The 24,097-nt window shown below is 70.0% G+C and carries 26 protein-coding genes; 9 read left to right on the forward strand and 17 right to left on the reverse strand.

Going from position 1 to position 24,097, the window contains the following annotated elements; genetic code table 11:
- Positions 1–7 precede the first annotated feature (7 nt).
- From pyrI to HUG10_RS07795, 4 genes are all read right to left on the reverse strand, one after another.
- Positions 8–469 (reverse strand): aspartate carbamoyltransferase regulatory subunit, encoded by a 462-nt coding sequence (pyrI, locus tag HUG10_RS07780; RefSeq protein ID WP_179169030.1) that lies wholly within the window; start codon positions 467–469, stop codon positions 8–10.
- Complete coding sequence (gene pyrB / locus HUG10_RS07785) at positions 466–1,389, reverse strand: aspartate carbamoyltransferase (RefSeq protein WP_179169031.1); 924 nt, start codon at positions 1,387–1,389, stop codon at positions 466–468. Before pyrB ends, pyrI begins: the two co-directional genes overlap by 4 nt.
- A 192-nt stretch (positions 1,390–1,581) precedes the next feature.
- Complete coding sequence (locus HUG10_RS07790; protein WP_179169032.1) at positions 1,582–2,004, reverse strand: universal stress protein; 423 nt, start codon at positions 2,002–2,004, stop codon at positions 1,582–1,584.
- A gap of 133 nt (positions 2,005–2,137) precedes the next feature.
- Positions 2,138–2,770: a ferritin family protein gene (locus HUG10_RS07795; protein ID WP_179169033.1), complete on the reverse strand. Its 633-nt coding sequence runs from the start codon at positions 2,768–2,770 to the stop codon at positions 2,138–2,140.
- Positions 2,771–2,829: 59 nt separating this feature from the next.
- Between HUG10_RS07795 and HUG10_RS07800 the strand changes: the two genes are divergently transcribed.
- Positions 2,830–4,095 (forward strand): MBL fold metallo-hydrolase, encoded by a 1,266-nt coding sequence (locus HUG10_RS07800; RefSeq protein ID WP_179169034.1) that lies wholly within the window; start codon positions 2,830–2,832, stop codon positions 4,093–4,095.
- Between the two features lie 69 nt (positions 4,096–4,164).
- On the opposite strand, the gene HUG10_RS07805 is transcribed toward HUG10_RS07800, so the two are convergent.
- Complete coding sequence (locus tag HUG10_RS07805; RefSeq protein ID WP_179169035.1) at positions 4,165–4,503, reverse strand: 2Fe-2S iron-sulfur cluster-binding protein; 339 nt, start codon at positions 4,501–4,503, stop codon at positions 4,165–4,167.
- A gap of 103 nt (positions 4,504–4,606) precedes the next feature.
- Positions 4,607–4,810 carry a hypothetical protein gene (locus tag HUG10_RS07810; RefSeq protein ID WP_179169036.1) on the reverse strand — a complete coding sequence of 68 codons (204 nt, stop codon included), beginning with the start codon at positions 4,808–4,810 and terminating at the stop codon, positions 4,607–4,609.
- Between the two features lie 212 nt (positions 4,811–5,022).
- On the opposite strand from HUG10_RS07810, the gene HUG10_RS07815 reads away from it, so the two are divergent.
- Entirely contained in the window at positions 5,023–5,496 is a 474-nt protein-coding gene (locus HUG10_RS07815; RefSeq protein ID WP_179169037.1) for a hypothetical protein, read from the forward strand.
- A 41-nt stretch (positions 5,497–5,537) separates the two neighbouring features.
- Here the strand turns inward: HUG10_RS07815 and HUG10_RS07820 are convergent, their stop codons facing one another.
- Positions 5,538–6,242: a DUF4013 domain-containing protein gene (locus HUG10_RS07820; RefSeq protein WP_179169038.1), complete on the reverse strand. Its 705-nt coding sequence runs from the start codon at positions 6,240–6,242 to the stop codon at positions 5,538–5,540.
- Between the two features lie 340 nt (positions 6,243–6,582).
- On the opposite strand from HUG10_RS07820, the gene HUG10_RS07825 reads away from it, so the two are divergent.
- Positions 6,583–6,987: an NUDIX hydrolase gene (locus HUG10_RS07825; protein WP_179169039.1), complete on the forward strand. Its 405-nt coding sequence runs from the start codon at positions 6,583–6,585 to the stop codon at positions 6,985–6,987.
- 39 nt (positions 6,988–7,026) lie between these two features.
- Here the strand turns inward: HUG10_RS07825 and HUG10_RS07830 are convergent, their stop codons facing one another.
- Positions 7,027–7,845 (reverse strand): enoyl-CoA hydratase/isomerase family protein, encoded by an 819-nt coding sequence (locus HUG10_RS07830; protein WP_179169040.1) that lies wholly within the window; start codon positions 7,843–7,845, stop codon positions 7,027–7,029.
- The gene (locus tag HUG10_RS07835; RefSeq protein ID WP_179169041.1) at positions 7,842–9,398 is read right to left on the reverse strand and encodes a long-chain-fatty-acid--CoA ligase; all 1,557 of its coding nucleotides are present in this window, start codon (positions 9,396–9,398) and stop codon (positions 7,842–7,844) included. Before HUG10_RS07835 ends, HUG10_RS07830 begins: the two co-directional genes overlap by 4 nt.
- A gap of 89 nt (positions 9,399–9,487) precedes the next feature.
- On the opposite strand from HUG10_RS07835, the gene HUG10_RS07840 reads away from it, so the two are divergent.
- Positions 9,488–9,955, forward strand: a complete 468-nt coding sequence (locus HUG10_RS07840; protein WP_179169042.1) for a halocyanin domain-containing protein — start codon at positions 9,488–9,490, stop codon at positions 9,953–9,955.
- Positions 9,956–9,993: 38 nt separating this feature from the next.
- On the opposite strand, the gene HUG10_RS07845 is transcribed toward HUG10_RS07840, so the two are convergent.
- Both HUG10_RS07845 and HUG10_RS07850 read right to left on the reverse strand, forming a co-directional pair.
- Positions 9,994–11,061, reverse strand: a complete 1,068-nt coding sequence (locus tag HUG10_RS07845; RefSeq protein WP_179169043.1) for a mandelate racemase/muconate lactonizing enzyme family protein — start codon at positions 11,059–11,061, stop codon at positions 9,994–9,996.
- Between the two features lies 1 nt (position 11,062).
- The gene (locus HUG10_RS07850) at positions 11,063–12,004 is read right to left on the reverse strand and encodes a 1,4-dihydroxy-2-naphthoate polyprenyltransferase (RefSeq protein WP_179169044.1); all 942 of its coding nucleotides are present in this window, start codon (positions 12,002–12,004) and stop codon (positions 11,063–11,065) included.
- A 245-nt stretch (positions 12,005–12,249) separates the two neighbouring features.
- Between HUG10_RS07850 and HUG10_RS07855 the strand changes: the two genes are divergently transcribed.
- Entirely contained in the window at positions 12,250–13,557 is a 1,308-nt protein-coding gene (locus tag HUG10_RS07855; RefSeq protein WP_179169045.1) for a dicarboxylate/amino acid:cation symporter, read from the forward strand.
- A 126-nt stretch (positions 13,558–13,683) separates the two neighbouring features.
- A complete protein-coding gene (locus HUG10_RS07860; RefSeq protein WP_179169046.1) occupies positions 13,684–14,952 on the forward strand; it encodes an MFS transporter in 1,269 nt (422 codons plus the stop codon).
- 165 nt (positions 14,953–15,117) lie between these two features.
- Here HUG10_RS07860 and HUG10_RS07865 read toward each other — a convergent pair whose 3' ends face one another.
- Positions 15,118–16,044: a 1,4-dihydroxy-2-naphthoyl-CoA synthase gene (locus tag HUG10_RS07865; RefSeq protein WP_179169047.1), complete on the reverse strand. Its 927-nt coding sequence runs from the start codon at positions 16,042–16,044 to the stop codon at positions 15,118–15,120.
- 117 nt (positions 16,045–16,161) lie between these two features.
- Here HUG10_RS07865 and HUG10_RS07870 point away from each other — a divergent pair, with 117 nt between their 5' ends.
- Together HUG10_RS07870 and HUG10_RS07875 are read left to right on the forward strand one after the other, a co-directional pair.
- Positions 16,162–17,475 carry an outer membrane protein assembly factor BamB family protein gene (locus HUG10_RS07870; protein WP_179169048.1) on the forward strand — a complete coding sequence of 438 codons (1,314 nt, stop codon included), beginning with the start codon at positions 16,162–16,164 and terminating at the stop codon, positions 17,473–17,475.
- 43 nt (positions 17,476–17,518) lie between these two features.
- Complete coding sequence (locus HUG10_RS07875; RefSeq protein ID WP_179169049.1) at positions 17,519–18,847, forward strand: outer membrane protein assembly factor BamB family protein; 1,329 nt, start codon at positions 17,519–17,521, stop codon at positions 18,845–18,847.
- 57 nt (positions 18,848–18,904) lie between these two features.
- On the opposite strand, the gene HUG10_RS07880 is transcribed toward HUG10_RS07875, so the two are convergent.
- The 5 genes from HUG10_RS07880 to HUG10_RS07900 form a co-directional block, all read right to left on the reverse strand.
- A complete protein-coding gene (locus tag HUG10_RS07880) occupies positions 18,905–20,176 on the reverse strand; it encodes a sodium-dependent transporter (protein ID WP_246310237.1) in 1,272 nt (423 codons plus the stop codon).
- 215 nt (positions 20,177–20,391) lie between these two features.
- Positions 20,392–22,155: a 2-succinyl-5-enolpyruvyl-6-hydroxy-3-cyclohexene-1-carboxylic-acid synthase gene (menD, locus tag HUG10_RS07885; RefSeq protein ID WP_179169051.1), complete on the reverse strand. Its 1,764-nt coding sequence runs from the start codon at positions 22,153–22,155 to the stop codon at positions 20,392–20,394.
- 54 nt (positions 22,156–22,209) lie between these two features.
- Complete coding sequence (locus HUG10_RS07890) at positions 22,210–22,560, reverse strand: DUF4112 domain-containing protein (RefSeq protein ID WP_179169052.1); 351 nt, start codon at positions 22,558–22,560, stop codon at positions 22,210–22,212.
- Between the two features lie 2 nt (positions 22,561–22,562).
- On the reverse strand, positions 22,563–22,841 hold the full coding sequence (locus HUG10_RS07895) for a UPF0058 family protein (RefSeq protein ID WP_179169053.1): 279 nt from the start codon (positions 22,839–22,841) through the stop codon (positions 22,563–22,565).
- A gap of 80 nt (positions 22,842–22,921) precedes the next feature.
- The gene (locus HUG10_RS07900) at positions 22,922–23,137 is read right to left on the reverse strand and encodes a ribbon-helix-helix domain-containing protein (protein ID WP_179169054.1); all 216 of its coding nucleotides are present in this window, start codon (positions 23,135–23,137) and stop codon (positions 22,922–22,924) included.
- Between the two features lie 208 nt (positions 23,138–23,345).
- Here HUG10_RS07900 and HUG10_RS07905 point away from each other — a divergent pair, with 208 nt between their 5' ends.
- Positions 23,346–23,939 (forward strand): sulfite oxidase-like oxidoreductase, encoded by a 594-nt coding sequence (locus tag HUG10_RS07905; RefSeq protein ID WP_179169055.1) that lies wholly within the window; start codon positions 23,346–23,348, stop codon positions 23,937–23,939.
- The last annotated feature ends 158 nt before the right edge of the window (positions 23,940–24,097 follow it).

Raw genomic sequence — 24,097 nt, forward strand, 5'->3', positions numbered from 1 at the left:
CCGACCGTCAGTTGACCGCGAGGTGGTCGCCGATCTCGGAGCGGATGATCTCACCGCAGTACTCGCAGCGGACGCCGTCGTCCACGACCCGGAACGTCGAGACGACCGGCTCGTCGGCGTTCGTGATGCAGTTGTGGTTCGGACAGCGCAGGAGCCCCACGACGCGTTCGGGGCGCTCGACGCGGTTCTTCTCGATCACGTCGAACTCACGGACGATGTTGACGGTCGCCTCGGGCGCGAGCAGGGAGATGATGTCGACCTCGCTCTGGGAGAGCTCCCGGCCCTCCACCTTCACGATGTCCTTCCGCCCGAGCGTGTCCGACGGGACGTTCATCCCGATGGAGACGCCGAACCCCTCGTCGCCGTCGATGCCGAGGACCGCGAGGACGTTCAGCGCCTGGCCCGCCGTGACGTGGTCGATGACCGTCCCGTCGCGGATCTTCGAGACGCGGAGTTCGTGGTCGCTCATCGGTCACCCCCGTCCCCGGAGAGCAGTTCGTCCAGCAGCGCCATCCTGACCGGCACGCCGTTGTGCGCCTGGGGGAAGTACTGCGCGTGTTCGGTGCCGTCCACGTCCGGCGCGATCTCGTCGACGCGCGGGAGCGGGTGCATCACGGTGAGGTCGTCGCGGGCGGCAGCGAGCGTGTCGGCGTCGATCTGGTACTGGCCGGCCACCTTCTGGTACTCGTTCTCGTCGGGGAAGCGCTCGCGCTGGATGCGCGTGACGTAGAGGACGTCGAGTTCGGGGAGCACCTCGTCGAGTTCGGTGTGTTCCCGGAGCCTGGCGCCGGCCTCGTGGAGGTCGAACTGGACGCTCCGGGGGAGCCGCAGCGACTCCGGACTGACGAAGTGCATCCGGGCGTCGAAGGTGGCGAGCGCCTCGGCGAGCGAGTGGACCGTGCGGCCGTACTTCAGATCGCCCATGATGCCGACCGTGAGGTCGTCGAGGCCCGCGTTCTCGCGCATCGTGTACAGGTCGAGCAGCGTCTGGCTCGGGTGCTGTCCAGCGCCGTCGCCGGCGTTGACGACAGGGACGTCGACGAACTCGGCGGCGAGCTTCGCGGCGCCCTCGCTTGGGTGGCGGAGGACGATACCGTCGGCGTACCCCTCGATGACGCGGACGGTGTCGGCGAGCGACTCGCCCTTCTTCACGGACGAGGACTCGACGGTTCCCATGTCGACGGTGTCGCCGCCGAGGCGCTTCATCGCCGCGTCGAAGGACATCTTCGTGCGCGTGCTCGGCTCGAAGAAGCACAGCGCGAGCAGCCGGTCGGCGTGGCGCTCCGCGACGCCCGCCGGGTCGGCCGCCATCTCGGCGGCGCGGTCCAGCACCGCCTCGATGTCCTCCCGGGTGAGCTGGCCGGCCGAGAGGAGGTGGTCGTGACGCATCACTCGTGTGAGTGACGGGCGTGGCCTTCAATCGCTCGGACGCGCCATCGCCGTTCAGTCCCGCGGTTTTACACGCCCGTGCTGGTTCGCCTATCGACGATTTCGAGATTCGTAGCGTCCCTGCGAGGATCACGATGGACGGTCGTCGATCCCCCTCCTCGGGGCGGATCGAGCGCGTGACCGTCGGCGTGCTCACCGAACGACGGTGACGATCCCGGGCGCGCGGCGGACGACCTGCTCGGCGACGCTCCCGAGCAGGATGCGCGAGACGCCGGTCCGACCGTGGCTCCCGAGGACGACGTGCTCGACGTCGTTCTCCTCCGCGTAGTCCACGATGCCGGGGGCGGGGTGGCCGACGACGGTCGCCGTCCGGAGGTCGATCCCGCTCGCCTCGGGGAGTTGTCTCGCCTCCTCGAACAGCTCTTCTGCCTCCTGTTCCCCCCGTTCGACGACCTCGTCCCAGTCGACGAACGGACCGGACTCGTGGGCAGCCGTGTACTCCGACGGGGTGATGACGTACAGCGCGGTGATCTCCTCGTCGGAGTGCACCCGAAGCGCGTGCTTCAGCGCCTTTTTTGCGGGGTCTGAGTCGTCGTACGCGACGAGCACGGCCATGTTCCCGTGTGGGTCGTAAAACGTCATAAGCGGGCGGGATACTCCCAACCGGGCACCGCCCCACGGTTCGGTCCTTCGGGACGGGTAATCCGGAGAGATCCCCTCCCCGGAAACCGCCACCGTTCGTCGCCGGTCAACAGACCGGCTTCACGTCGATACCGAGCCCCTCCAGGGAGTCCGCGTAGTCGTCGTAGGCCACCTGGACCGTGTAACTGGCGACCATCTCCGCCGACTCCCAGTCCTCCTCGTGTTCGCAGTGGTCGTCGAGGTAGGCGAGCCCGCGCTCCAGCTCCTCCTCGGTCTCGGTCCGGAACTCCCTGAACAGGTCCGCTCCGGCCTCGTCCGCCTCGTTCACGAAGTGGCTGACGATCTGGAGGTGGGACCGGACGCTGACGAGCGGCCGGCCGACCAACCCCGCGGCCACGCGCTCGATCGTGTCCTCCCGCTCGCGGAGGTACGAGTGCATCGTCCCCCCGTCGTTCGGCTCGTAGTCGGCGTCGAGCGTTTCGAGCACGCGGTCGCGGTGCTCGGCCTCGCGGTCGGCGACCCAGCCGAACAGCTCCCGGGCGGCCGGGTCGTTCTCGTGGTCGGCCCACCCGGCGAACGTGTTGTGGGCGGCGTGCTCGCTGTCGGCGGCGGCGCGGAGCACCGCCCCCGTCGAGAGGTCCGCGTCGGTGAGCGCGACGAGGAGCTTGTTCGACCCGATGCGCTCCAGTTCGGTCCCCATCTCCTCCTCGACCCGCTGTCGCAGCGCGGCCGCGTCCATGTGGTGGGGTTGCTCCTGCGCGGCGTTAACGTTTCCCCGTCGGAGGCCGACGCTCCCCCATGACTTCCGACCACGAGATCCACCCGCAGGCGCTGGCCCGCCGCCTCCGCGCCGGCGACTCGGTGTCGGTGCTCGACGTCCGTGACCGCGACGAGTACGAGACGTGGCACGTCGAGGGGAGGAACGTGACGGACGCCCAGGTCCCCCACGCGAAGTTCATCGCCGCGAACGCGAGGGGCGACCCGGCGGAACTGGTGTCCGACGAACTCGACGAGCGGATCGTCGTGGTCTGCCCACAGGGGAAGGCGAGTGCGGAGGTGGCCGAGATGCTCCGCGAGTCGGGCGTCGACGCCGTCAACCTCGCCGGCGGGATGAACGCCTGGGCGCGGACGTACCTCGCGGTCGAACTCGACGCCGGCGACGCGAGCGTCGTGCAGTACCAGCGCTCCTCCTCTGGCTGTCTCGCCTACCTGATCGTCTCCGACGGCGAGGCGGCGGTGCTCGATCCGCTCCGGGCGTTCGCGGAGCGGTACGAGGACGACGTCGCCCAGCGGGGCGTGGAACTCCTGTACGCCATCGACACGCACGTCCACGCCGACCACGTGAGCGGCCTTCGAGCGATCGGGAACCGGGCCGCGGACCGTGCCGCCGGCGAGGTGGCGGACGAGTCGCCCGTCGAGGTCGTCCTCCCCGCGGGTGCCGAGGACCGCGGGCTCGCCTTCGACGCGACGCTCGTCGACGACGGCGAGGAGGTCCGGGTGGGCGACGTGGCGCTGGAGGCGATCCACGCGCCGGGCCACACCAGCGAACTGACGGCGTTCCGCCTCCGCAGCCGGGACGACCCCGACGTCCTGTTCACGGCGGACGCGTTGTTCCTCCGGAGCGTCGGCCGACCGGACCTCGAATCTGGCGACGACGCGGCCCGCGAGTACGCCGACCGGGCGTACGATACGCTCCACGACCGCCTGCTCGCGCTGCCCGACGACACGCTCGTCGCGCCGGGTCACTTCGCCGACCACGCGGACGCCCGGGCCGGGACCGGCGCCTCCGCCGCCGACGCGAGCGGCCGTGGCGGGGACGAGGAGAGCACCGACGGGAACCTCTCTCACGAGGCGTACGCCGCGCCGCTCGCTGACCTCCGGACACTGGACGTGCTGGAACTCGACCGCGAGGCGTTCGTGGAGCGGGTTGCCACCGACCTCCCCCCGCGGCCGTCGAACTACGAGCGGATCGTCGCGACGAACCTCGGGCGCGAGGAGATGGACGACGAGGACGCGTTCGAGGCCGAACTCGGCCCGAACAACTGCGCGGTGTCGGCGGACTGAGCGGGAGTCACCCGGTCGGTCGGCCGGAGGGGTGACCTTCGGTCCGGCGGCCGGAGAAACGAGAGCGAGTCAGTCGTCCGCGGCCGCGCCGTCGGCGCCGTCCGCCGCCGCGTCGTCCTCGATGCTCGGCGGGTACTTCCCGCGGTCGAGTTTCAGGTCGGACTGCGGGCGGGCCATGCAGGTGAGCGCGAAGTCCTCGGCCTCCTCCTCGGTGAGCCCGCGGGCGACGGCGGCCTGCTGGGCGACCTCGCCCTCGACGATCTCCGCCGAGCAGGCGAGACACATGCCGACGCGGCAGGAGTACTCCTGGGCGATGCCCGCCTCGATGCACGCGCCCAGGATGGTCTGCGTGTCGGCCATCTCCAGCGTCTCGCCGGTGCCGACGAACTCGACGGTGTACTCGGTCATCGGTCGTGACGAAACGGGGAGGTTCCTAAACTGTTATTATCGGTCCGGACGCGGTCGGTGCGACGGGTGGACGGTTGGTCCGGGGCGGAACACGCGGGACCGGTCACCTGGCCTTTCCGTCGGTCGTCGGGGCCGATCGGGCCAGACCGCCTACCGCGAGTAGGCTCGCGAGCGCGAAGATCGCGAGTTGCGGCGTCCCGGATCGCGCCACCGTCATCAGCAGTGCGACCGTCAGCGTCACGAGCAGTGCCCCCCCGATCAGAACGGCGAGCGCGATCGCGGTCGCCGGCGTAACGGTTCGTGCCATTGCGGCTGATCGTCGCTGGATTGCGTCCGAGCGCTACTAAGCTCACTTACAGGTTCGATGAGTAGTACGAACCGGGTAGTGTCCAGTTGGGTACGAGCGGCCCAGACGCCTGCGATCGTGCCGGTTCCGGCGGCGCATCGAACCCAGAGAGTCCCCACAGCGGGGACCGAAACGGTTCGTTCATTCCCCTCCCCCACACAACCGACCAAGGGATGCGCTCGACTCACCACCTCGGCATCTCGATCGCCCTCGGAACGCTCGTCGGCCTCCTCCTCGAACCCACCATCCCGCTGCTCCTCGCGGTCGCGTACGCCGGCGTGCTCGGGGTCGGCATCGACCTCGACCACTTCCTCGTCGCCCGGTACAACACCGGGAACTGGAACGCCGTCCGGACGTGCCTCCGTTCGCCACGCGTCGTGCTCTTCGACCAGGGAGCCATCTTCGAACCGGACGCCATCTGGCCGATCGAACGGTTGCTCACGCACGTCGTCGCCATGGGGGCCATCGTGCTCGGCCTCGCGTTCGTCGACGGGATCCTCGCCATCCTCTCCGCCGTCGTGCTCTACGGGCACCTGCTATCGGACCTGCTCTGGGACGTCTGGCGCCACGACGAATACCTGGAGATCGCCGCCCGATACGTCGAGCGGAACACGGCCCACGACGCGGGAACGAAGACGAACGACTGAGATTACCAAGAAAAGATCGGGGAGGGAGCCGATACGGGCGTCTACGCCGCGGCCCGTTCGTCCACGACGGGGTCGTCCTGCAGTTCGACCGTCCGCATCTCCGCGTACGAGGTGCCGTAGATGTAGGCCACCATGACACCGGCGTAGAAGCCGACGAACGCCGCGGCGATCGCGCCGAGCAGCGGGACGGCGTTCAGGAGTCCGGAGAGGACGCCGACCCCCAGCGCGATGACGAAGGCGTAGGCGAACGCGGTCATGTACGTCCTGTCCACGAGCATCGGCGTGAGTTCGCCGACGGCGAACCCGGCGCCGAGCCGGTCCGTCGCGGCGTAGTTGAGGATCGCCGCGGGCACGACGTACGCGGCCGCGAGGCTGAGGAGGAGCGCCACGAGTCCGCCGACCAGCAGCACGAGCCCGCCGGTCAGGGCGCCGGCGTCGCTCCCGGAGGCCAGTCCGGCGAAGCCGAAGGCGAACGCCGCGGCAAGGACGACGCCGGGGACGAAGCCGTACACGAGGCTGATGACGAACGCCTTCAGGCCGTCGACGCCCATGGCCGTCCAGTCGTCGAAGACGGGCGGGTCCGCCTCGTCGCCGTGCATCGTCGCACGGAGGACGCGGAGGAGATAGCCCATCACGAGGAATCCCGGGACGAGCAGGAAGCTGAAGAAGGCGAGAAGGCCGCCGATCAGGGCGGTCCGTTCCCAGCCCTCGCCGGTTCTGAGGTAATCGAGTGAATCTGAGATCATGGTTCTGCGAGACGGAGTCGTCGACTCCCGAGCCTCGAACGTATCAGACGCAGTATGAGAGATTAAGCTTTGGGGTGTCGAGGCCCCGAGTTCGTGGTAGAGGGACGTTCTATCCCATCTTTTCCTCTACCCCCCAACCACCTCTTATATGATAATTCTGGTCGTCGCTCGTCGCCCAGAGGGGCAATCGGGGAGACAGTCCCCCGGGGTCGTCCAGCCGAATGCGCCCCGAAAGTAGACGAACGTCCAACACGATTCCGGGACGACACCGGACGTCCACCGATCCACCACAACAGATTCCTCCGTGCAAACGAAACGACTGTACGACTGGTGACTCCGCGTGACAGATGAGCCACTCCGCGCGACGATCAGCCTTCGGGGCGTCGTCTTCCGGCCCGACGAGCGGGTCCTGATCCTCAAACGCACCACCGACGGCGGCTGGGAACTCCCGGGAGGGCGGATCGACGAGGGGGAGTCGGTCGAAGTCGGCGTCTGCCGTGAGATCACCGAGGAGACGAGCCTCGACGTTACCGTCGACGAACCCGTCTACTCGCTCACCTGGCGCAACGACGACGGCCACGGCCGGTTCGCGGTGTACTACCGCTGCGAGGCGACCGAGTACGACGTCTCCGTCAGCCCGGAACACGACGAGTTCGCGTGGGCTCGGCTCCCGGCCGCCCGGAGTCGACTCAGCGACCCGCAGGGGACCGCGGTCGACCGCGCGTGGGACGGCCACGAGCCGTGACCTCGGCATCACCGACCCGTGTCACCGTGGTTCGACCCGTCACCTCCCCTCGAACTCCGGGTCCCGCTTCTCCCTGAACGCCTCGATGCCCTCGGCGTGGTCCGCCGAGGCGAACGCGGCCGACTGCGCGCCGGCCTCGTGCTCGATCGCCTCCTCGAGCGAGGCGAACTCGGAGTTCAGGAGGCGCTTCGACGTCCGGAGGGCGACCGACGGACCCGACGCGATCTCTTCGACGAACTCCGCGGCGCGCTCCTCGAACTCGTCGGCCGGGAAGACGTGGTTGACGACGCCGAGGTCCAGCGCCCGATCGGCGTCGAGGAGCTCGCCGGTGAACACGAGCTCCTTCGCGACGTTCGTGCCGACGAGCTTCGGGAGGAGGAACGACGTCCCCGAGTCCACCGCCAGGCCGACGTCGCGGAACCCGAAGCCGATGCGCGCCCCCTCGCTCATCAACTGCACGTCGCAGGCGACCGCGAGGTTCGCGCCGGCGCCGAACGCCGGGCCGTCGAGCTTCGCGACCGTCGGGAACTCGCAGTCGTACACGCGCCGGATGCACCGGCCGGTGTCCTGGATGATGTGCCTGACCGCGTCGTCCAGCGGCTCGTCGTTCTCGTGCCGCTCCAGCATCGCGCTCACGTCGCCGCCCGCCGAGAACGCCGGCCCCTCGCCCTCCAGGACGACACAGCGCGTGTCCCCGCCCTCCAGTTCCTCGAGCGCGGCCACGATGCCGTGAGTCACCTCCACCGAGAGCGCGTTGCGGCGCTCCGGCGTCGCGATGACGATCCGCGCGACTCCGGCGTCCGCGTCGCGCTCGAGCCGGACCGCGTCCGTTCCGGTGGGGTTGCGAGCGTCGTTCATTCTCCCCGGAGCTCGAACTTCTGGACCTTCCCCGTCGTCGTCCGCGGGAGCTCGTCCACGAACGCGACCTCGCGCGGGTGCTTGTACTCCGCGAGGTTGTCGAGACAGAACTGGCGGATCTCGTCGGCTGTCACCTCCGCGCCGGGCGCTTTCACGACGAACGCCTTCACCGTCTCGCCCCGGCGGTCGTCGGGGATGCCGACGACGGCGACGTCCGCGACTGCCTCGTGCTCGAACAGTAGCTCCTCGACCTCGCGCGGGTAGACGTTGTACCCCCCCGTGACGATCATGTGCTTCTCGCGGTCGACGACGTAGTAGAAGCCGTCCTCGTCGTGGTAGCCGATGTCGCCGGTGTGGAACCACCGGGTGCCGTCGACCTCGGTGAAGACGGACTCGTTCGCCTCGGGGCGGTTGTGGTACCCCTTCATCACGTTCGGCCCGGCGACGACGAGTTCGCCGGTGATGTCGTCCAGTTCGGTCTCGTCCTCGTCGACCGGTCCGCGTTCGACCGGCGGCACCTCCTCGAACTCGGGGGTCACGATCATCGACTCGACGCCTGGAAGCGTCCGGCCGATGGAGCCGATCCGACGGCCCTCGTCGGGGCTGTTGAAGTGGGTGACCGGGCTGGTCTCGGTGAGCCCGTATCCCTCGTACACCTTCACGTCGAACAGCTCCTCGAAGCGACGGAGCACCTCCACCGGGATGCCGGCGCCGCCGACGCCGCACATCCGCAGCGAGGAGAGGTGCCGGTCCTCGACGTCCGGCTGGTTGATGATGTCGTTGTACATCGCGGGCACGCCCTGCATCATCGTCAGCTCCGCCGACTCGATCAGGTCCATCGACTCCTGGGCGTCCCACGACGGGAGCGGGTAGTAGCTACCGCCGGCGAACAGCGTCGCGTTCATCACGACCGTCATCCCGTAGATGTGGAACAGCGGGAGCACGCCGAGCAGTTTGTCGTCCGGGCGGAGGCCGCCCGCGGGGAGCGTCCGGGCCACCTCCGCGTTCGAGCGGAGGTTCTCGTGGGTCAGGAGGACGCCCTTCGGCTGACCGGTCGTCCCGGACGTGTACGGCTGACAGGCGACGTCGTCGCCGTCCCGCTCGACCGTGTCGAAATCCGGGGAGCCGCAGAACTCCTCGAAGGTGACGCCCCCCTCGGCTTCGCCGCCCACCGTGACGAGGTGTTCGACGCCCGTCTCCTCGCGCACCTCCTCCACGAACGGCGCCAGGTCGGCGAGCGCGACCACCACGTCGGCCGAGGAGTCGGAGAGGAGGTGCTCGATCTCCCGGGCCTTGTACTGCGGGTTCATCGGTACCACGACCCCGCCGGCGCGGAGCGTCCCGTGGAAGCCGACGACGAACTGGGGGAGGTTCGGGAGGTAGATCCCGACGCGGTCGCCGGGTTCGACGCCGGCCTCGGCCAGCCCCGACGCGAACGCGCCGATCTGCCCCCACAGCTCGCGGTAGGAGAGCTCCTCCCCGCGGAAGCCGACCGCAGTATCGTCGTCGTACTCGTCGACCGCCGTGGCGACGGAATTGACAAGATTTACCATGACAGATTCCCGGTCGGGGTCTCACCGCTAAAGTCTTTCCCGGGGCGGAGTCGGCGGAATCAAACCCCCCCACCGCCTACCCGCCGCCGATGGCCGACCCAACCGACTGGACGGGCGCGGGGCGACGACGATTCCTCCGACTCCTCGGGGGTGCAGGTACCGCGGGAACCGCGGCGCTGGCGGGGTGTGCGAGCGACGAGGGCGACGGCGGCGACCCGTACGAGGGCTGGCTCTCGGACGCCTCCGGGTTCGACGGCGAACCGGTCGACGAGACCGGCGCGTCCGAGGTGACGGTCGACGTCGGCGCCGGGGACGGCTTCGCGTACGCCCCCGCCGCGGTCCGCGTGTCTCCGGGGACGACGGTGGTCTGGGAGTGGACCGGGAAGGGGAGCCAGCACAACGTCGTCGCCGAGGACGACAGCTACGAGAGCCCCTACTACCGGTCGGTCGGCCGGACGTTCTCGAACGAGTTCCAGGATCCCGGCGTCTCGAAGTACTTCTGTTCGCCCCACCGGAACCTTGGGATGAAGGGCGTCGTCGAGGTCGTCGAGGGCTGACGGCGGGCGCTCCGTTTCGACTCACCCGATCGGCGCGATCACAGCTCGTCGAACGCCGCGCCGGCGAGTCCGGGGCCGTCTGGCACGTCGACGTAGCCGTCCACGACGGGGACCGGGTCGGCCGCCACGTCCTCGACGAGCAGGTCGCCGGTCGCGAGCCCACAGGCCGCGACGTCCGGAATCGTCGCCGCGACGTGGACCGCCGCGGTCCGGGCGACGGCGGCGTCGATGGTCGTGGTGACGACGGGGTCCACGCCCCGAGAACGGAGGTGTCGGGCGAGCCCCACCGCCGCCCCCGGTCCGCCCTGGGCCATCGGCTTCAACACGACCACGTCGGCGTGATCCCGGATCGGTTCGGGCCACGCCCCGCTCCCGTTCACCGACTCGTCGAGCGCGACGTCGACGCCGCGACCCCGCAGGGCGGCGAGCCCGGCGTGGTCACCCGCGGGCACAGGCTGTTCGACGTACTCGAAGCCGAGATCCGCGAGCGCGTCCACCGCGCGCTCGGCGTCGTCGCGGTCCCACGCGCCGTTGGCGTCCGCCCGGAGCGCGACGTCGTCGCCGATGGCCGCGCGAACGGCCCGGAGTCGGTCGAGATCGCCGTCGAGGTCGCGCGCGCCGATCTTGAGTTTGAGGCAGTCGAACCCGTCCGCGATGGCCGACTCGGCCGCCGCGACCGTCTCGTCGACCGACCCGTCGCCGACGGTGGCGTTGACGGGGACTGTCTCGGCCGGTTCGCCGTCGCCGATGGACCGTTCGGCGAGCCACGCCGATAGCGGGACCTCCTCGCGTCTCGCCTCGGCGTCGGCGTTGGCGAGCGTGACGGCGTGCCGGGCGGCCGCCGGAAGGTCGTCGAGCGCGACGTCCTCGCCCCGACGGAGCGCGTCCCGGGCGTCGAACAGCGCGTCCCGACACGTCCCGTAGTCCTCGGTCCACGGCGGGAGCGGCGCGGCCTCGCCGACGCCGCGGAGGGGCGCCCCGTCCGGCGTCTCGCCCTCGAGGACGACGAGGGCGACGCGCCGCGTCGATATCTCGCCGTTCGCGGTGCCGAGCGGCGACCGGAGCGGGAGCGAGAACTCGCGGATTCGGGCGTCGATGGCCGCCATCTCAGACCGCCAGCCCGATCGCGAACAGCGCCGAGAACGCCGCCAGGAGCTTCCCGTTCCGTTCGAGCGCCGGGTTCAGCGCGTCGCCGGTGGTCTCCGTGAGGACGGTTCGAGTCAGGGTTGCGGCGTACGGGAGCGTCAGGAGCGGAAGCAAGGTGGCGAGATCGTCCGTCGTGACGGCGAGGGCGACCGGGACGGCGTAGGCCAGTCCCAGCAGGAGGACGAACTGGGCGCGCGAGAAGCCGTAGCCGAACCGCACGGCGAGGGTGCGTTTGCCCGTCCGGGTGTCCTCCTCCACGTCCCGGACGTTGTTGACGACGAGGATGTCGGTACAGATGGCCGCGACGGGGAGCGACGCGACGATCGCGGCGGGCGGGACGAGTTCGGCTGACGGTACGAGCGTGAGGAACTCGACGCCGAGCGCGGCCGCCGCCTGGACGTAGTAGGACCCCGTGACGGCGACGAGGCCGAAGAAGACGAAGACGAACAGGTCGCCGAGGCCGTGGTAACCTAGTGGGTACGGCCCACCGGTGTAGGCGACGCCCGCGGCGACCGAGAGGAGGCCGATGATCAGGATGGGGAGGCCGCCGACGGCGACGAGGTAGGCGCCGACGACGATGGCCGCGGCGAAGGTGAGCCACATCGCGCGCTTCACCTCGGCGGGTTCGATGAGCCCCCCAGCCGTGACGCGGGTGAACCCCTCCCGGTCCTCGGTGTCGGCGCCCTGGACCGCGTCGTAGTAGTCGTTCGCGAAGTTCGTCCCGATCTGGATGAGGACGGCGCCGAGCAGCGCGACGAGCGCCGGGAGCGGCGCGAAGACGCCCCGGCCGAGCGCGAGGCCGGTGCCGACGACGACGGGGGAGACCGCGGCCGGCATGGTCTGGGGCCGGGCGGCCATCAGCCAGGCCCGACCGCGGGAGACCTCCTGGGTCCGAGTGCTCATTGCCGGGAGTCTGCGGGCCGTGACGGTGAAAGTTCGGGTTCCGGGCGAGTCGGCGGCGGTCACGATGTCGGCGGCGTCTTCGAGCGATTCGCGCGTCGTCGAACCGGACGCGGGGGTAGTCGAACCCGTCGGACGGGGTCGGCCGAGACCGGTCGACCATCCGGGAACCGACATGGGCGGCCCCCGACACGTTCCGGCGGGGTTCCTCCGGGTTTTTATATCCAGCTTCGGGAAGGACGGACGGAATGTCATCGAGTGCCACCATGGATTACTGGCAGCGGTATCGGTCGATCCCGATCGTCTACCGGATCGGCGTGGCGTTCGTGCTCGGATCGGTGTTCGGGCTGCTCGTCGGCCAGCCGGCGACGCGGCTCCAGCCGGTCGGCGACCTGTTCGTCCGGCTGTTGAGCATGCTCATCGTCCCGATCATCGTGTTCACGCTGCTGATGGGGGCCCGCCGGCTCAGCCCGAGCAACCTCGGGAAGATCGGCGGGCAGGTCGTGCTGGTGTACGCGGCCACCTCCGCCATCGCGGTCGCCATCGGGCTCGGCGTCGCGAACCTCATCGACCCCGGGAGCGGGCTCCAGCTGGGCGACGCCGAGGCGCAGACCGCCGAGGCGCCCGACATCGTCGAGGTGATCCTCGGCATCGTGCCGGAGAACCCCATCGGCGCGATGGCGAACGGGGACGTGCTGCCGACCATCTTCTTCGTCGTGGTGTTCGGACTGGCGCTCGCGCTGGTCCAGCAGGAGACCGACAGCGACGACATCCGGAGCGGCGTCGAGGCGTTCTACGACCTGGCGGAGGCCGGCGCCGAGGCAATGTTCAAGGTCGTCTGGGGCGTGATGGAGTACGGCGTCGTCGGCGTGTTCGCGCTGATGGCGGCTGTGTTCGGCGAGGCCGGCGCGGACGCGATCGTGCCGTTCGCCCTGCTCATCCTCACGCTCGCGCTCGCGGTGACGGCCCACATCGTGCTGGTCCACCTCGGCGCCATCGTCACCCTGCTCGTGGGGGAGTCGCCGACCGGCTTCCTCCGCGGCGGACGGGACGCGCTCATCACGGCGCTCAGCATCCGCTCGTCCAGCGGGACGCTCCCGGTGACGATGTCGAACGCGGACGAGAACCTCCAGGTCGAGGAGGAGGTGTACAGTTTCTCGCTGCCGCTCGGCGCGACCATCAACATGGACGGCACCGCGCTGTACCAGGGCGTCGCGGCCATCTTCGCGGCGAACCTCGTCGGCGTCCAGCTCGGGCTGGCAGAACAGTTCACGGTCGTCGCGGTCGCGGTGCTCGCCAGCGTCGGCGCGGCCGGCGTCCCCGGCACGGGGCTCATCATGCTCACGCTGGTGCTGACCCAGCTCGGCCTCCCGCTGGAGGTCGTCGGCTTCGTCGCCGGCGTCGACCCCATCCTCGACCGGATGCGGACGATGACGAACATCAGCGGCGACCTCGCGGTGACGACGCTCGTCGCCAAGTGGAACGACGCCGTGGACTTCACCGGCGGGACGTGGACCCCCGGCGACGGCGAGTGGGCTCCGCTCGCCGACGACTGAGGCGGGCCGAACAGGCCGGTTTATCGCGAACCGCGACGAGGCCGTCGTCTTCGGGAGTCTCGGCGTCCGCGGCGTTCACCGCCACCGGTATCTTCTCGGCGCTGGTCGCCAACAATCCCCCACCTCGTGTCCTCGCTCAGAAGCGCCGTCGCGAACGTGTCCCGTGAGACCGCCCTCGTCATTGGCCTCGTCAGCGGCTCGCACGTTCTGAACCACATGTACCTGGTGCTGTTCCCGCCCATCCTCGGCATCCTCGCGGCGGACTTCGACGTGACCCTGGCCCAGCTCGGGTTCGCCATCGGCGTCCAGGCGTTCGTGAACACCGTCTTCCAGCTCCCGTACGGCTACCTCGCGGACACGCGCGACCGGACCCTGGCGCTCGGACTCTGTCTCGGCGTCGGCTCGCTCGGCGTCCTGGTCATCGCCGCGGCCCCGTCGTTCGAGTGGGTCGTCGCCGGGCAAGCGCTCATCGGCCTCGGCGTCGCCGGTCACCACCCCTCGCACTTCCCGCTGCTCGCCGACGCGACGCCGGAGTCGACCCGCGCCCGGGCGTTCAGCGTCCACGGCTTCGCCGGCAACCTCGGCTTCGCCATCCCGCCAGTGCTCATCACCGCGGTCATCGCGCTCCCCGGGCTGACGTGGCGCGACGCGTTCGCGCTCATCGGCGGCGTCGGCCTCGCGCTCGGGGTGCTCTGCATCGTGGCGCTCCGGCTGTTCGTCTCGGCCTCGGTCCGGCGACCCCACCGCGAAGCCGACGACCGTACCGCGGCGTCCATCGGTTCGCGAGTCCGGGCCGGCGTCGACTCGATACTCGCCGCGCCGGGCATCCTCGGGCTCGGCGTCTTCGCGCTCGTCGCCTCGACGGTGATGTGGGGCGTGACGACCTACGTCGTCGTGCTGCTGACTGACGGCTACGGGCTCGGAAACGGCACGGCGAACCTCGCCCTGTCGGCGTCGTTCGTCGTCGGCGCGGGGTTCGTCCTGGTCGGCGGCGACCTCACGGACCGATTCAGGCCCGGGCCGATCCTGATTGGGAGCTACCTGCTCGTCGCGACGTTCGTGTTCGCGCTCGCCTCGATGGTCGTCCCGCCGCTGGCCGCCGCCGTCTGTGCAGTCCTCGCGGGCAGCGTCGGCAGCCTCGCCATGCCCGCGCGGGACAAGCTCGCCGACGCGCTCTCGGCGCGCGGGGACGTCGGCCGGAACTTCGCCGTCATCACGGTCGGCATCATGATCGGCAACGCCGTCGCCGCGCCCCTGTTCGGCACCCTCATCGAGACGAACGGGCTCCGGACGACGTTCGGCACCGTCGGCGCCTTCGCGGTGCTCAGCGTCGTGCTCGTCGGGGCGCTCGTGAGCCGCGTCGACCCCGACGGAACCGACGCGACGACGGCGTAGCTCTGTATTGCGGTGGAGGGGCGGAAGCACCAGAGTAACCTTCCGCGAGCGAGGCCGCCGGCCTCGCTCGCGGGGTTTTGGCATCGACGGGTTTTGCGGGGGTTCGACGAGCGAGCGCGTCTCCGGCGCGCGAGCGAGGAGGACCCCCGTCAAAAGAGGTCGTGGTTAGTAGTGCCAGGGGAACCCCGAGAAGTCCTGCTCCCTGCCCTCGAGGAACGCGTCACGGCCCTCCCGCGCCTCGGGCGTCATGTACGCCAGCCGGGTCGCCTCGCCCGAGAACACCTGCTGGCCGACGAGGCCGTCGTCGGTCATGTTGAACGCGTACTTCAGCATCCGCATCGCCGTCGGCGACTTGCTCGTCATCTCGTCGGCCCACTCCAGCGCCACGGTCTCGAGGTCTTCGTGTGGGATCGCCTCGTTCGCCATCCCCATGTCGACCGCCTCCTCGGCCGAGTACGTCTTCCCGCGGAAGAACACCTCGCGGGCCTTCTTCTGGCCCACCTGCTTGGCGAGGTACGCCGAGCCGAAGCCGCCGTCGAAACTGGCGACGTCGGGGTCCGTCTGGAGGAACTTCGCGTGCTCCTCGCTGGCGAGCGTGAGGTCGCAGACGACGTGCAGCGAGTGGCCGCCGCCGACCGCCCAGCCCGGAACGACCGCGACGACCGGCTTCGGCATGAAGCGGATGAGCCGCTGTACCTCGAGGATGTGGAGGCGGCCGGCCTTCGCCTCCCGGACGAGCGGGTCGTCCCCCTCGTCCGCCTCGTCGTCCTCGCGGTACTCGTAGCCCGACTCGCCCCGGACCGACTGGTCGCCCCCCGAACAGAACGCCCAGCCGCCGTCCTTCTGCGACGGGCCGTTGCCGGTGAGGAGGACGCAGCCCACGTCGGCCTGCTTTCGGGCGTGATCGAGCGCGGCGTACAGTTCGTCCACCGTGCCCGGCCGGAACGCGTTGCGCTTCTCCGGCCGGTCGAAGGCGATCCGGACGGTCGGCGAGTCGACCGCGCGGTGGTAGGTGATGTCGTCGAACTCGTCGCTCCCGTCGACCGGGTCCCACCGGTCGGGGTCGAAGATCTCGGAGACGGTGTCGTTCATGCAGGCAAGCGCGGTCGGAGCGCGCAAAAAGGTGTACGCCTCGCGGGTGGGGTGGCCCCGAGTGGCGGCACCGGTTCGCCCACAAGACCCTTACCACGGACCCCGGACCTCTCGCTCATGGTCTCCCGCAGGAACTCGCTTCGATTCGCCGGCACGGGGCTGTTCGGCCTCGCCGGCTGCCTCGGCACCGACGCAAGCGCCGCACCGACCGACACCGCGGACGGGACGCCCTCGCCGGACGCGAGTCCGACGCCACGGAACTCGCCGACCGGGACGCCACACGTCGGCGTCGAGGTCGACGGCGCGGAGCCGGCGTGGGTCCGCTCGCTCGACGGAACCGTCCGAACCGACCCCGTCGCGGTCGACGGCCGCGTCGCCGTCGTCGTCGGGACCACCGTCCACGCGCTGGACGCCGAAACCGGCGAGACGGCGTGGACGTTCGAATCGCCCGTCTCCCCCGATCGGGACGTCGACCGACCGACCGCCTCGCTCCGGGAGCACGGCGGGACGCTGTACGCGCTCGTCGGCGTCAGTTTCGGCACCGGTGCCAGCGATCACGTCCTCCACGCGCTGACGCCCGACGGGGAGGAGGAGTGGACCTACGAGTCGGGCGTCGGCGGCTTCCACGACCTCGTCGGCTTCGGCGACGGCGCGGCCGTGCTCGCGACGAGCGACGACGCCATTGGCGGCGCGGGCAGTGGTGGTCACCCGGTGCTCGCGGTGGATCTCGCGAACGGGAGCGAGCGCTGGCGGGCGGAGTCCGCCGACGGGATGGGCGGGAGCGTCGGCGACGAGTACGCGGTCGTCAGGGGGTACGGCTGGGTCGACTGCTTCGACGTGGCGACCGGCGAGCGCCGATTCCGGTTCGAACCGGACGGTGGGCGAGACGTGGAGGCGACGGCCGTCGGTGACGGACGAGTCTTCGTCGGCCTCCGGTCGGGCGACGACGACCCGACCCTGTACGCGCTGGCTGCGGACGGCTCGACGGACTGGTCGCAGTCCGACCGGTTCGTCAGTTCGCTCCGCTACGTCGAGAACCTCTACGTCGGCGGGAGCGCCGTCGCGCGGTTCGGCTCCGACGGGAGCGAGCGGTGGAGCTACGACGGCGGGGGACTCCTCACGGACGTCCCGTTCGACGACGACGCGCTGTACACGAACGCGGGGTCGCGGGCCGTCGAACTGGACCGCGAGACGGGCGAGGAACGCTGGGCCGCCGACGCGACCGACCTCGCCATCCCGCGCGCTCGCGGCGCCGACGCGGTCGTCTCGTCGGACGGGCAGGAACGGGCGGCGTTCGCCCACGACATCCGGACCGGCGACGAACTGTGGTGCGCCTCGCTGCCGGGCGAGTACCCGCCCGACCTCGTCGCGGACGACACCGGCGCGTACCTCGTCACCGCCCTCGGCGGCGTGGTGAAGGTGCCCCTGTAGTCCGGCCCGGAAAGCGTTTATCCCCGACACCTGACAGCCGCGTATGGTCTCCCGACGACGTACCCTCCACCTGCTCGGCGCCGGACTGTTCGGGCTCGGCGGCTGTAGCGAACGCGGTGAGAACGCGACACCGACCCGAACGCCGTCACCGACGGGGACGGCGACCGGAACGCCGACTGCGGCCACCGACACGACCAGTACGGGAACTCCCAGTCCGTCGGGCGGGGGATTCGAGATCGACGGGGCGACCCCGGACTGGGAACGCTCGATCGGCGAGCGCGTTCACGGTGACCCGGTGTACGCGGACGGGCACGTCGTCCTCGCGGCCGGGGAGACCGTCTACGGACTCGACGCCGAGACGGGCGAGACCGCGTGGACGTTCGACCCGCCCGTCAGCATCGAACGGCGGGTCGAACGCTTCGACGCTACCTTTCGGGTCCACGACGGGACCCTCTACGCGCTCGTCGGCGTTCACTTCGGGCTCGGGGGACGGGACTACCGGCTGTCGGCGCTCCGACCCGACGGCACCGAACGCTGGTACCACGAGTCCGAACTCGGGGGCTTTCACGAGTTCGTCGGCTTTCGCGACGGCGTCGTCGTCCTCGTGACCAACGACGACGAGTTCCAGCCCGACGGTCAATCGGTGGTGGCCGTCGATCGCGGGAACGGCCGAGAGCGCTGGCGAGCCGACACTGGCGACGCGTTCGGGGGAGCAGTCGGTTCCGAGGTCGCCACCGTGAACGCCGGAGACAGGGTCGTCGACTGCTTCGACCTCGCGACCGGGGACCGTCGGTTCAGGTTTTCACCGCCCGGTGACGATCCTAGCGTCGCGAGCGCCGTCGGCGATGGGCCCGTCTTCGTCGCCCTTCGGCGATACGATGCCGACGGTGACGACCCGACGCTGTACGCCCTGAGCCCCGTCAGCGGCGACGAGATCTGGTCCCTCGCCGTTGGGTCGGTCACCTCGCTCCGTCTCCTCGACGATCTGTACGTCGGCGGGGCGAGCGTGCGACGGGTCGGGTCGGACGGGAGCGAGGTCTGGCGCTACGACGACGGCGAGTCCGTGACCGGCGTGCCCTTCGACGAGGGGGCGCTGTACATCGACGCGGAATCGCAGGTGGTCAAAATCGACCGGGGGAACGGCCGGGAACTGTGGACCGCGAACGCGACCGTAGCGTCGTCGCCGGTGGCGGTCGGTGGCGACGCCGTCCTCTCGGTCGGTGACTCGGCGGTCACCGCTCGCTCGGTCGGTGACGGGGTCGAACGCTGGCGTGCGATCAGCGACGGGGAGCACCTGCTCGACCCCATGGCGGATGCCACCGGCGCGTACCTCGTCACCGGCCACGGTGGCGTCGTGAAGGTCCCGTTCTAGCGGCCGCAGTCCCGCGGTCACGCCGGTCAGGAATCACCGCCGTCTGGGACGTCCCGGTCAGAACAGTTCGATTCCGGCGAACGAGGTGACGCTGAGCACGAGCGTCATCGCCACCGCGAGGAACACGACGATCCGGACGTACCAGAGCCATGCCCGTGGCAAGAACTGTTCGCGGACGCCCTCGCCGAGCTCGTCCATCGCCTCGCGACCGTACACCCAGCCGACGAACACCGTCACCAGGAACAAGCCCGTCGGCAGCATGACCTCGCTCGCGAACGAGTCGAAGAACTCGAACGTCGCCTGGTCAAGCGCCGTGGGGACGCCCAGCAGGAACGCCCCGGTTCCGAGGGCGCCGGCGACCACCGGCCGGCCGGCGTCGAAGTTGTCGACGAAGTACGCCGTCGGGATCTCGAGGAGGCTGATCGACGACGAGAGCGCGGCGATGAGGATCACGAAGTAGAACACCACGCCGAACAGTTCCCCGGCGGGGAGCGACTGAAAGGCGTTGGCGATGCTGACGAAGATGGCCCCGGCCCCGGCCTCGCCGGGTTCGACGCCCTGTGCGAACAGCAGCGGGAAGACGATGAGGCCGGCGAGGTAGCCGACGAGCGTATTCACGACGACGATCGCGCCCCCGTCGGCGACGAGGCTCTCGGCGTCCTCGACGTACGACGCGTAAGTGATCATGATGCCCGAGCCGAGCGACAGCGTGAACAGCACTTCCCCGACCGCGGCGGGGATGAGCGTGACGAGGTTGTCGGCGAGGTAGCCGAAGTCGGGGGCGAGGAAGTACTCGTAGCCGGCGCCCGAACCCGGCAGCGTCGCGGCGAAGACGGCGAGCCCGCCCATCAGGACGACGATGGCTGGCACCATGATCTTCGTCGCGAGTTCGATGCCGCGTTCGATCCCCATCGCCACGATGCCGACCGTGATGAGCAGGAACGCCGCCGCGTAGAGCGCCGCGTCGAGGCCGACGGCGACGCTCTCGAAGTGGGCCGCCGGTTCGCCGAAGTAGGCGCCGGTCGGGCTCTCGATCAGGTACCGCAGGACCCAGCCGCCCACGACGCTGTAGTAGGACACGATCCAGAACGCCGTGACGGCCGCGAGCGCGCCGGCCGCCTTCCAGGCGCGCCCGCCGCGCCCGAAGGCGTCGACGACGTTGCGCTGTGCACGCCGCCCGATGGTGAACTCCGCGAGAATCGCCGGGAGCCCGATGAGGAGCACGGCGACGAAGTTGGCGAGGAGGAACGCCGCCCCGCCGTTGGTCGCCGCCTCGTACGGGAACCGCCAGATGTTCCCCAGGCCCACGGCGCTCCCGACGGCTGCCATGATGAATCCGATCCGCGACCCCCACTGTTCGCGTTCTGTGACCCGCTTTACCGCCCACGATGGAAGTATATCTCCCCCTGCCATGCCACCCGGTTTGCAATCGGACTGAATGTATATATTGGCCGATTTCCCGAAACGAATCTCCGAATGTGTCGGCCCGTCGTCTGGACGGCGTCCGGAGAGGACGCCTGTGACGACCACGGTGTTCCCCGAGATTAGTCGAGCCCGGCGATCCGCTCGGATACGTCGTCGGCCAGCCGTTCGCGCACCCGGTGGCTCGCCTCCGCGTCGGTCGTCACCTCGATCACCTCGGTCCCCTCGCTCGCGACGGACCCGGCGTAGGCGTCGCGGAACCCCTCCCGGTCGTCCCCTTCGATCCGCGTGAACTCGAGGTCGTACAGCCCCTCCGAGTGGGCGAAGTCGAGCCCGTGGGGCGTCTTGAACTGGCTCGTGAACGGCGGGTCAAACGACTCGATGGGGAGCATGTGGAAGATGCCGCCGCCGTCGTTGTTGACGCAGACGATCGTCGCGTCGACGTCGCACCGCGAGAGCGCCAGCAGGCCGTTCATGTCGTGGTAGTACGCGAGGTCGCCGGTCACCAGCGTCAGGTCGTCGGTCGTCGCGGACCCGGCGCCGAGCGCCGAGGAGACGATGCCGTCGATGCCCGACGCGCCCCGATTGCCGAGCATCGTCAGCCCCTTGGCCCGCGGTTTCGCGAAACGGTCCGCGTCGCGCACGGGCATCGAGTTCGAGACGAATACGGTCGCGGGTTCGGGCGCCAGCTCCGCCACGTCGGCCAGCACGCGACCCTCGAACGGCTCCCCCTCCGCCTCGACGGCGTCCCAGTGGGCCGACTCCGCCGCCTCCCAGCGGTCGCGCCAGGCCGCGGAGGACGGCCCGGAGACGTGGCGGGCGACCACGGCGGCGAGCCGCGAGGGGTCGGCGACGACGAGGTCGGTCGCCGCGAACTCCGCCTCGCGCCAGTCGGCGGCGGGGTCGACGAGGAGCTGTCTCGCACCGGATCCGGCGAGGTACTCCCGGAGCGGTTTGGAGGTTGGCGAGGCGCCGAACCGGAGGACGACCTCGGGGGCGGGCCAGTCGGCGACGCCCTCGCCGGCGAGGAACCCGTCGTACCCGCCGAGCACGGGGGCCACGCGGGTCGGCGAGCCGAACCGGAGCCCGGAGAGCGGGTCGGCGAGCAGCGGGAAGCCGGTGGCGTGGGCGAGCGCGGTGATCGCCTCGGGGTCGGGTCCGGGCGCGTCAGCGGGCCCGGCGATGATGAGCCCACGCTCCGCTTCCAGTGCCCGCGCGACCGTCCGCACGTCGACGTCGTCGGGGACGACGTGGCCGAGGGTGGTGGTGACGAAGGCGCCGTCGCGGCCCTCGGCGGCGAGCGCCGGGAGGTCGTCAGGGACGTCGCCCTCGACGTGGACGGGTTCGAGCGGCTTGCGGAACGGGAGGTTAAGGTGGACCGGACCGGCGGGCGTGCCCTCGGCCTTCGCCACTGCGCGGGCGGCGGTGGTTCTGAGCGAGCGGAGCTTTCGCGGCTCGGCCTCCGGTTCCGCGACGTCCTTGTACCACCGTACAGCGTCGCCGTACAACTTCTCCTGGTCGATGGTCTGGTTCGCGCCCGAGTCGCGGAGTTCGGGCGGGCGGTCCGCTGTGAGCAGCAGCATCGGCACTCGGCTCGCGTCGGCCTCGATGACCGCGGGGTGGAAGTTCGCCGCCGCGGTGCCGGAGGTGCAGACGACGGGGGTCACCTCGCCGGTCCGGCGCGCGCGGCCGAGGGCGAAGTAGGCGGCCGAGCGCTCGTCGAGGTGCGAGAACGTTCGGACCTCCGGGTGCTCGTCGAACGCGACGGTCAGCGGCGTCGAGCGGGAGCCCGGGCAGAGACAGACTGCGCGGACCCCCGCCTCGTGGAGTTCCGCCACGAGGGCGCGGGCCCACAGGACGTTCCGGTTGGGCGCTCGTCCGGTCATGGGTCTGCTTCGGGGGACGGGGTGAAATAGGGCGGCGGAATCGGGCCGGCGTCCTCACTCGGGGGCGACCGCGCGTTCGAGCAGGTCGGCGTTCCGCACGTTCGCCTTCCAGGTGGCGTCGAAGAGGTCGCCGACCACCGGCACGCTCCCGGCGGTCGCGTCGACGGCGACGTGCGCGAGCATCCGAGCGAGCGTGGCCCGGTCGGCGCCGAGGCGGTACGCTTCGACGACGATGAAAAGCGACAGGGCGGCGGTGAGGAGATCACCTACGACGGGGACGAGTCCGAGAACCGGATCGAGGCCGACGCGGATCCCGAGGCCGGGGACGCGGATGGAGGAGTCGAGCAGTTCGGCGAGCCGGCGGGCGCGGGCGACTCGTCCTGCAACCGCTGGCTCGTGGGACACGACTATAGTTTGGACTCGGCGTCCTCGGCGAGCTCCTCCATCCGCTTGCCGACGCGGCCGGCGTTGGAGAACTCGTCCTCGGACATCGCCGAGGCGAGGGCGTTGCCGAGCACGAACACGGCGTGCTTGTGTTCGCTCTTGGACTTGTGGACGTGCGAGGGGTCCACCCCGAGCTGGTGGTACGGTTCGAACATCTCCTCGTCGACGTCGTCGCGGCCGCTGAAGTGGTCCATGATGGTGACCATCTGCTCGTGGAGTTCGAGGAGTTCGTCCTTGTGCATGGGCGCGCCTACGCGGTACGGTGTTTTAAGGATTGTCCGCCAGGCGGTACCACAGCGGCGCAGGAGGGTGGTTCGTGGGGTTAGAAGACGTACTCGTCCTCGTGGCCCATCATCCCGTCGTCCTCGAACCCGGGCTCGGTGTCGTCGTCCTGCGGTCCGCTCGTCTTGTACGCCTTCATCCCGGTCGAGATGAGCTCCTCGATCGCCTCCTCCCGATTGACGAACTCGCCCTGTTCGACCATCTGGGCGATCTGCATCTCCAAATGCTCCGGGATGGTGATTTCGACTTTGGGCATCTACTCGGTCCTAACCCGAGGCAGCATTTAAAACCTACGGGGGGTGTTTGCAAGCGCGGAAAACACTCGTTCACGGAGGGGCGAGAACGCGTTTCGGTTTCGAAACGGAAGTTACCGGTTCCCGTCGATTTGTCGACCCGCGTGACTGACCGGGCCGCGCGTCGGCGGAGTCGATACCCTTTGGTGACCGCGACCCGGACGGGCGGGTATGACCACGGACGTCACCGACCTCCACGAGGAGTTCGGCGGGGAGCGACTCCCGCCCGGCCAGCGCGAGACCGAGCGGTTCCCCGTGCTCTCGAAGTCGGGGACGCCGGGCTGGAACCCCGCGACATGGGAGTTCGAGGTCTGGGGGGCCGTCGACGAGCCGCTGTCGTACACGTACGACGAGTTCACCGACCTGCCCGCGGAGACCCAGGTGCAGGACTTTCACTGCGTCACCGGCTGGTCGAAGTTCGACTGCGAGTTCGCGGGCGTCACGTTCCCCGAACTCGCCGGGCGCGCCGGCGTCGACGACGACGCCGTCCACGTCATGTTCCACGCCCTCGACGGCTACACGACGAACCTCCCGCTCGACGACTGCACGCGCGAGGAGGTGCTGTTCGTGTACGAGTACGACGGCGACCCGCTCCCCGAGGACCACGGCGGACCCCTCCGCGTGGTGACCCCGCACAAGTACGCGTACAAGGGGGCGAAGTGGGTGACCGGCGTGGAGTTCCTCACGGAAGCCGAGCGCGGCTACTGGGAGAAGCGCGGCTACTCGAACACCGCGAACCCGTGGCAAGAGGAGCGGTACAGCTGAACCCCAGGTCGACACCCCGGCGGACCACAGGCGTCGGTACCGGTTCACCGTCTACGAGCGAGGACCGCCGGAGGTGGTCCGAGCGAGCGCGTTTCGTCGACGGTCTGCCGAGCGAGTGAGCGCGGCATCGCCGCGCGAACGGGCGTAGCGGAAAGCGT

The sequence above is a fragment of the Halorarum halophilum genome, from assembly GCF_013401515.1.
GTDB lineage: Archaea > Halobacteriota > Halobacteria > Halobacteriales > Haloferacaceae > Halorarum > Halorarum halophilum.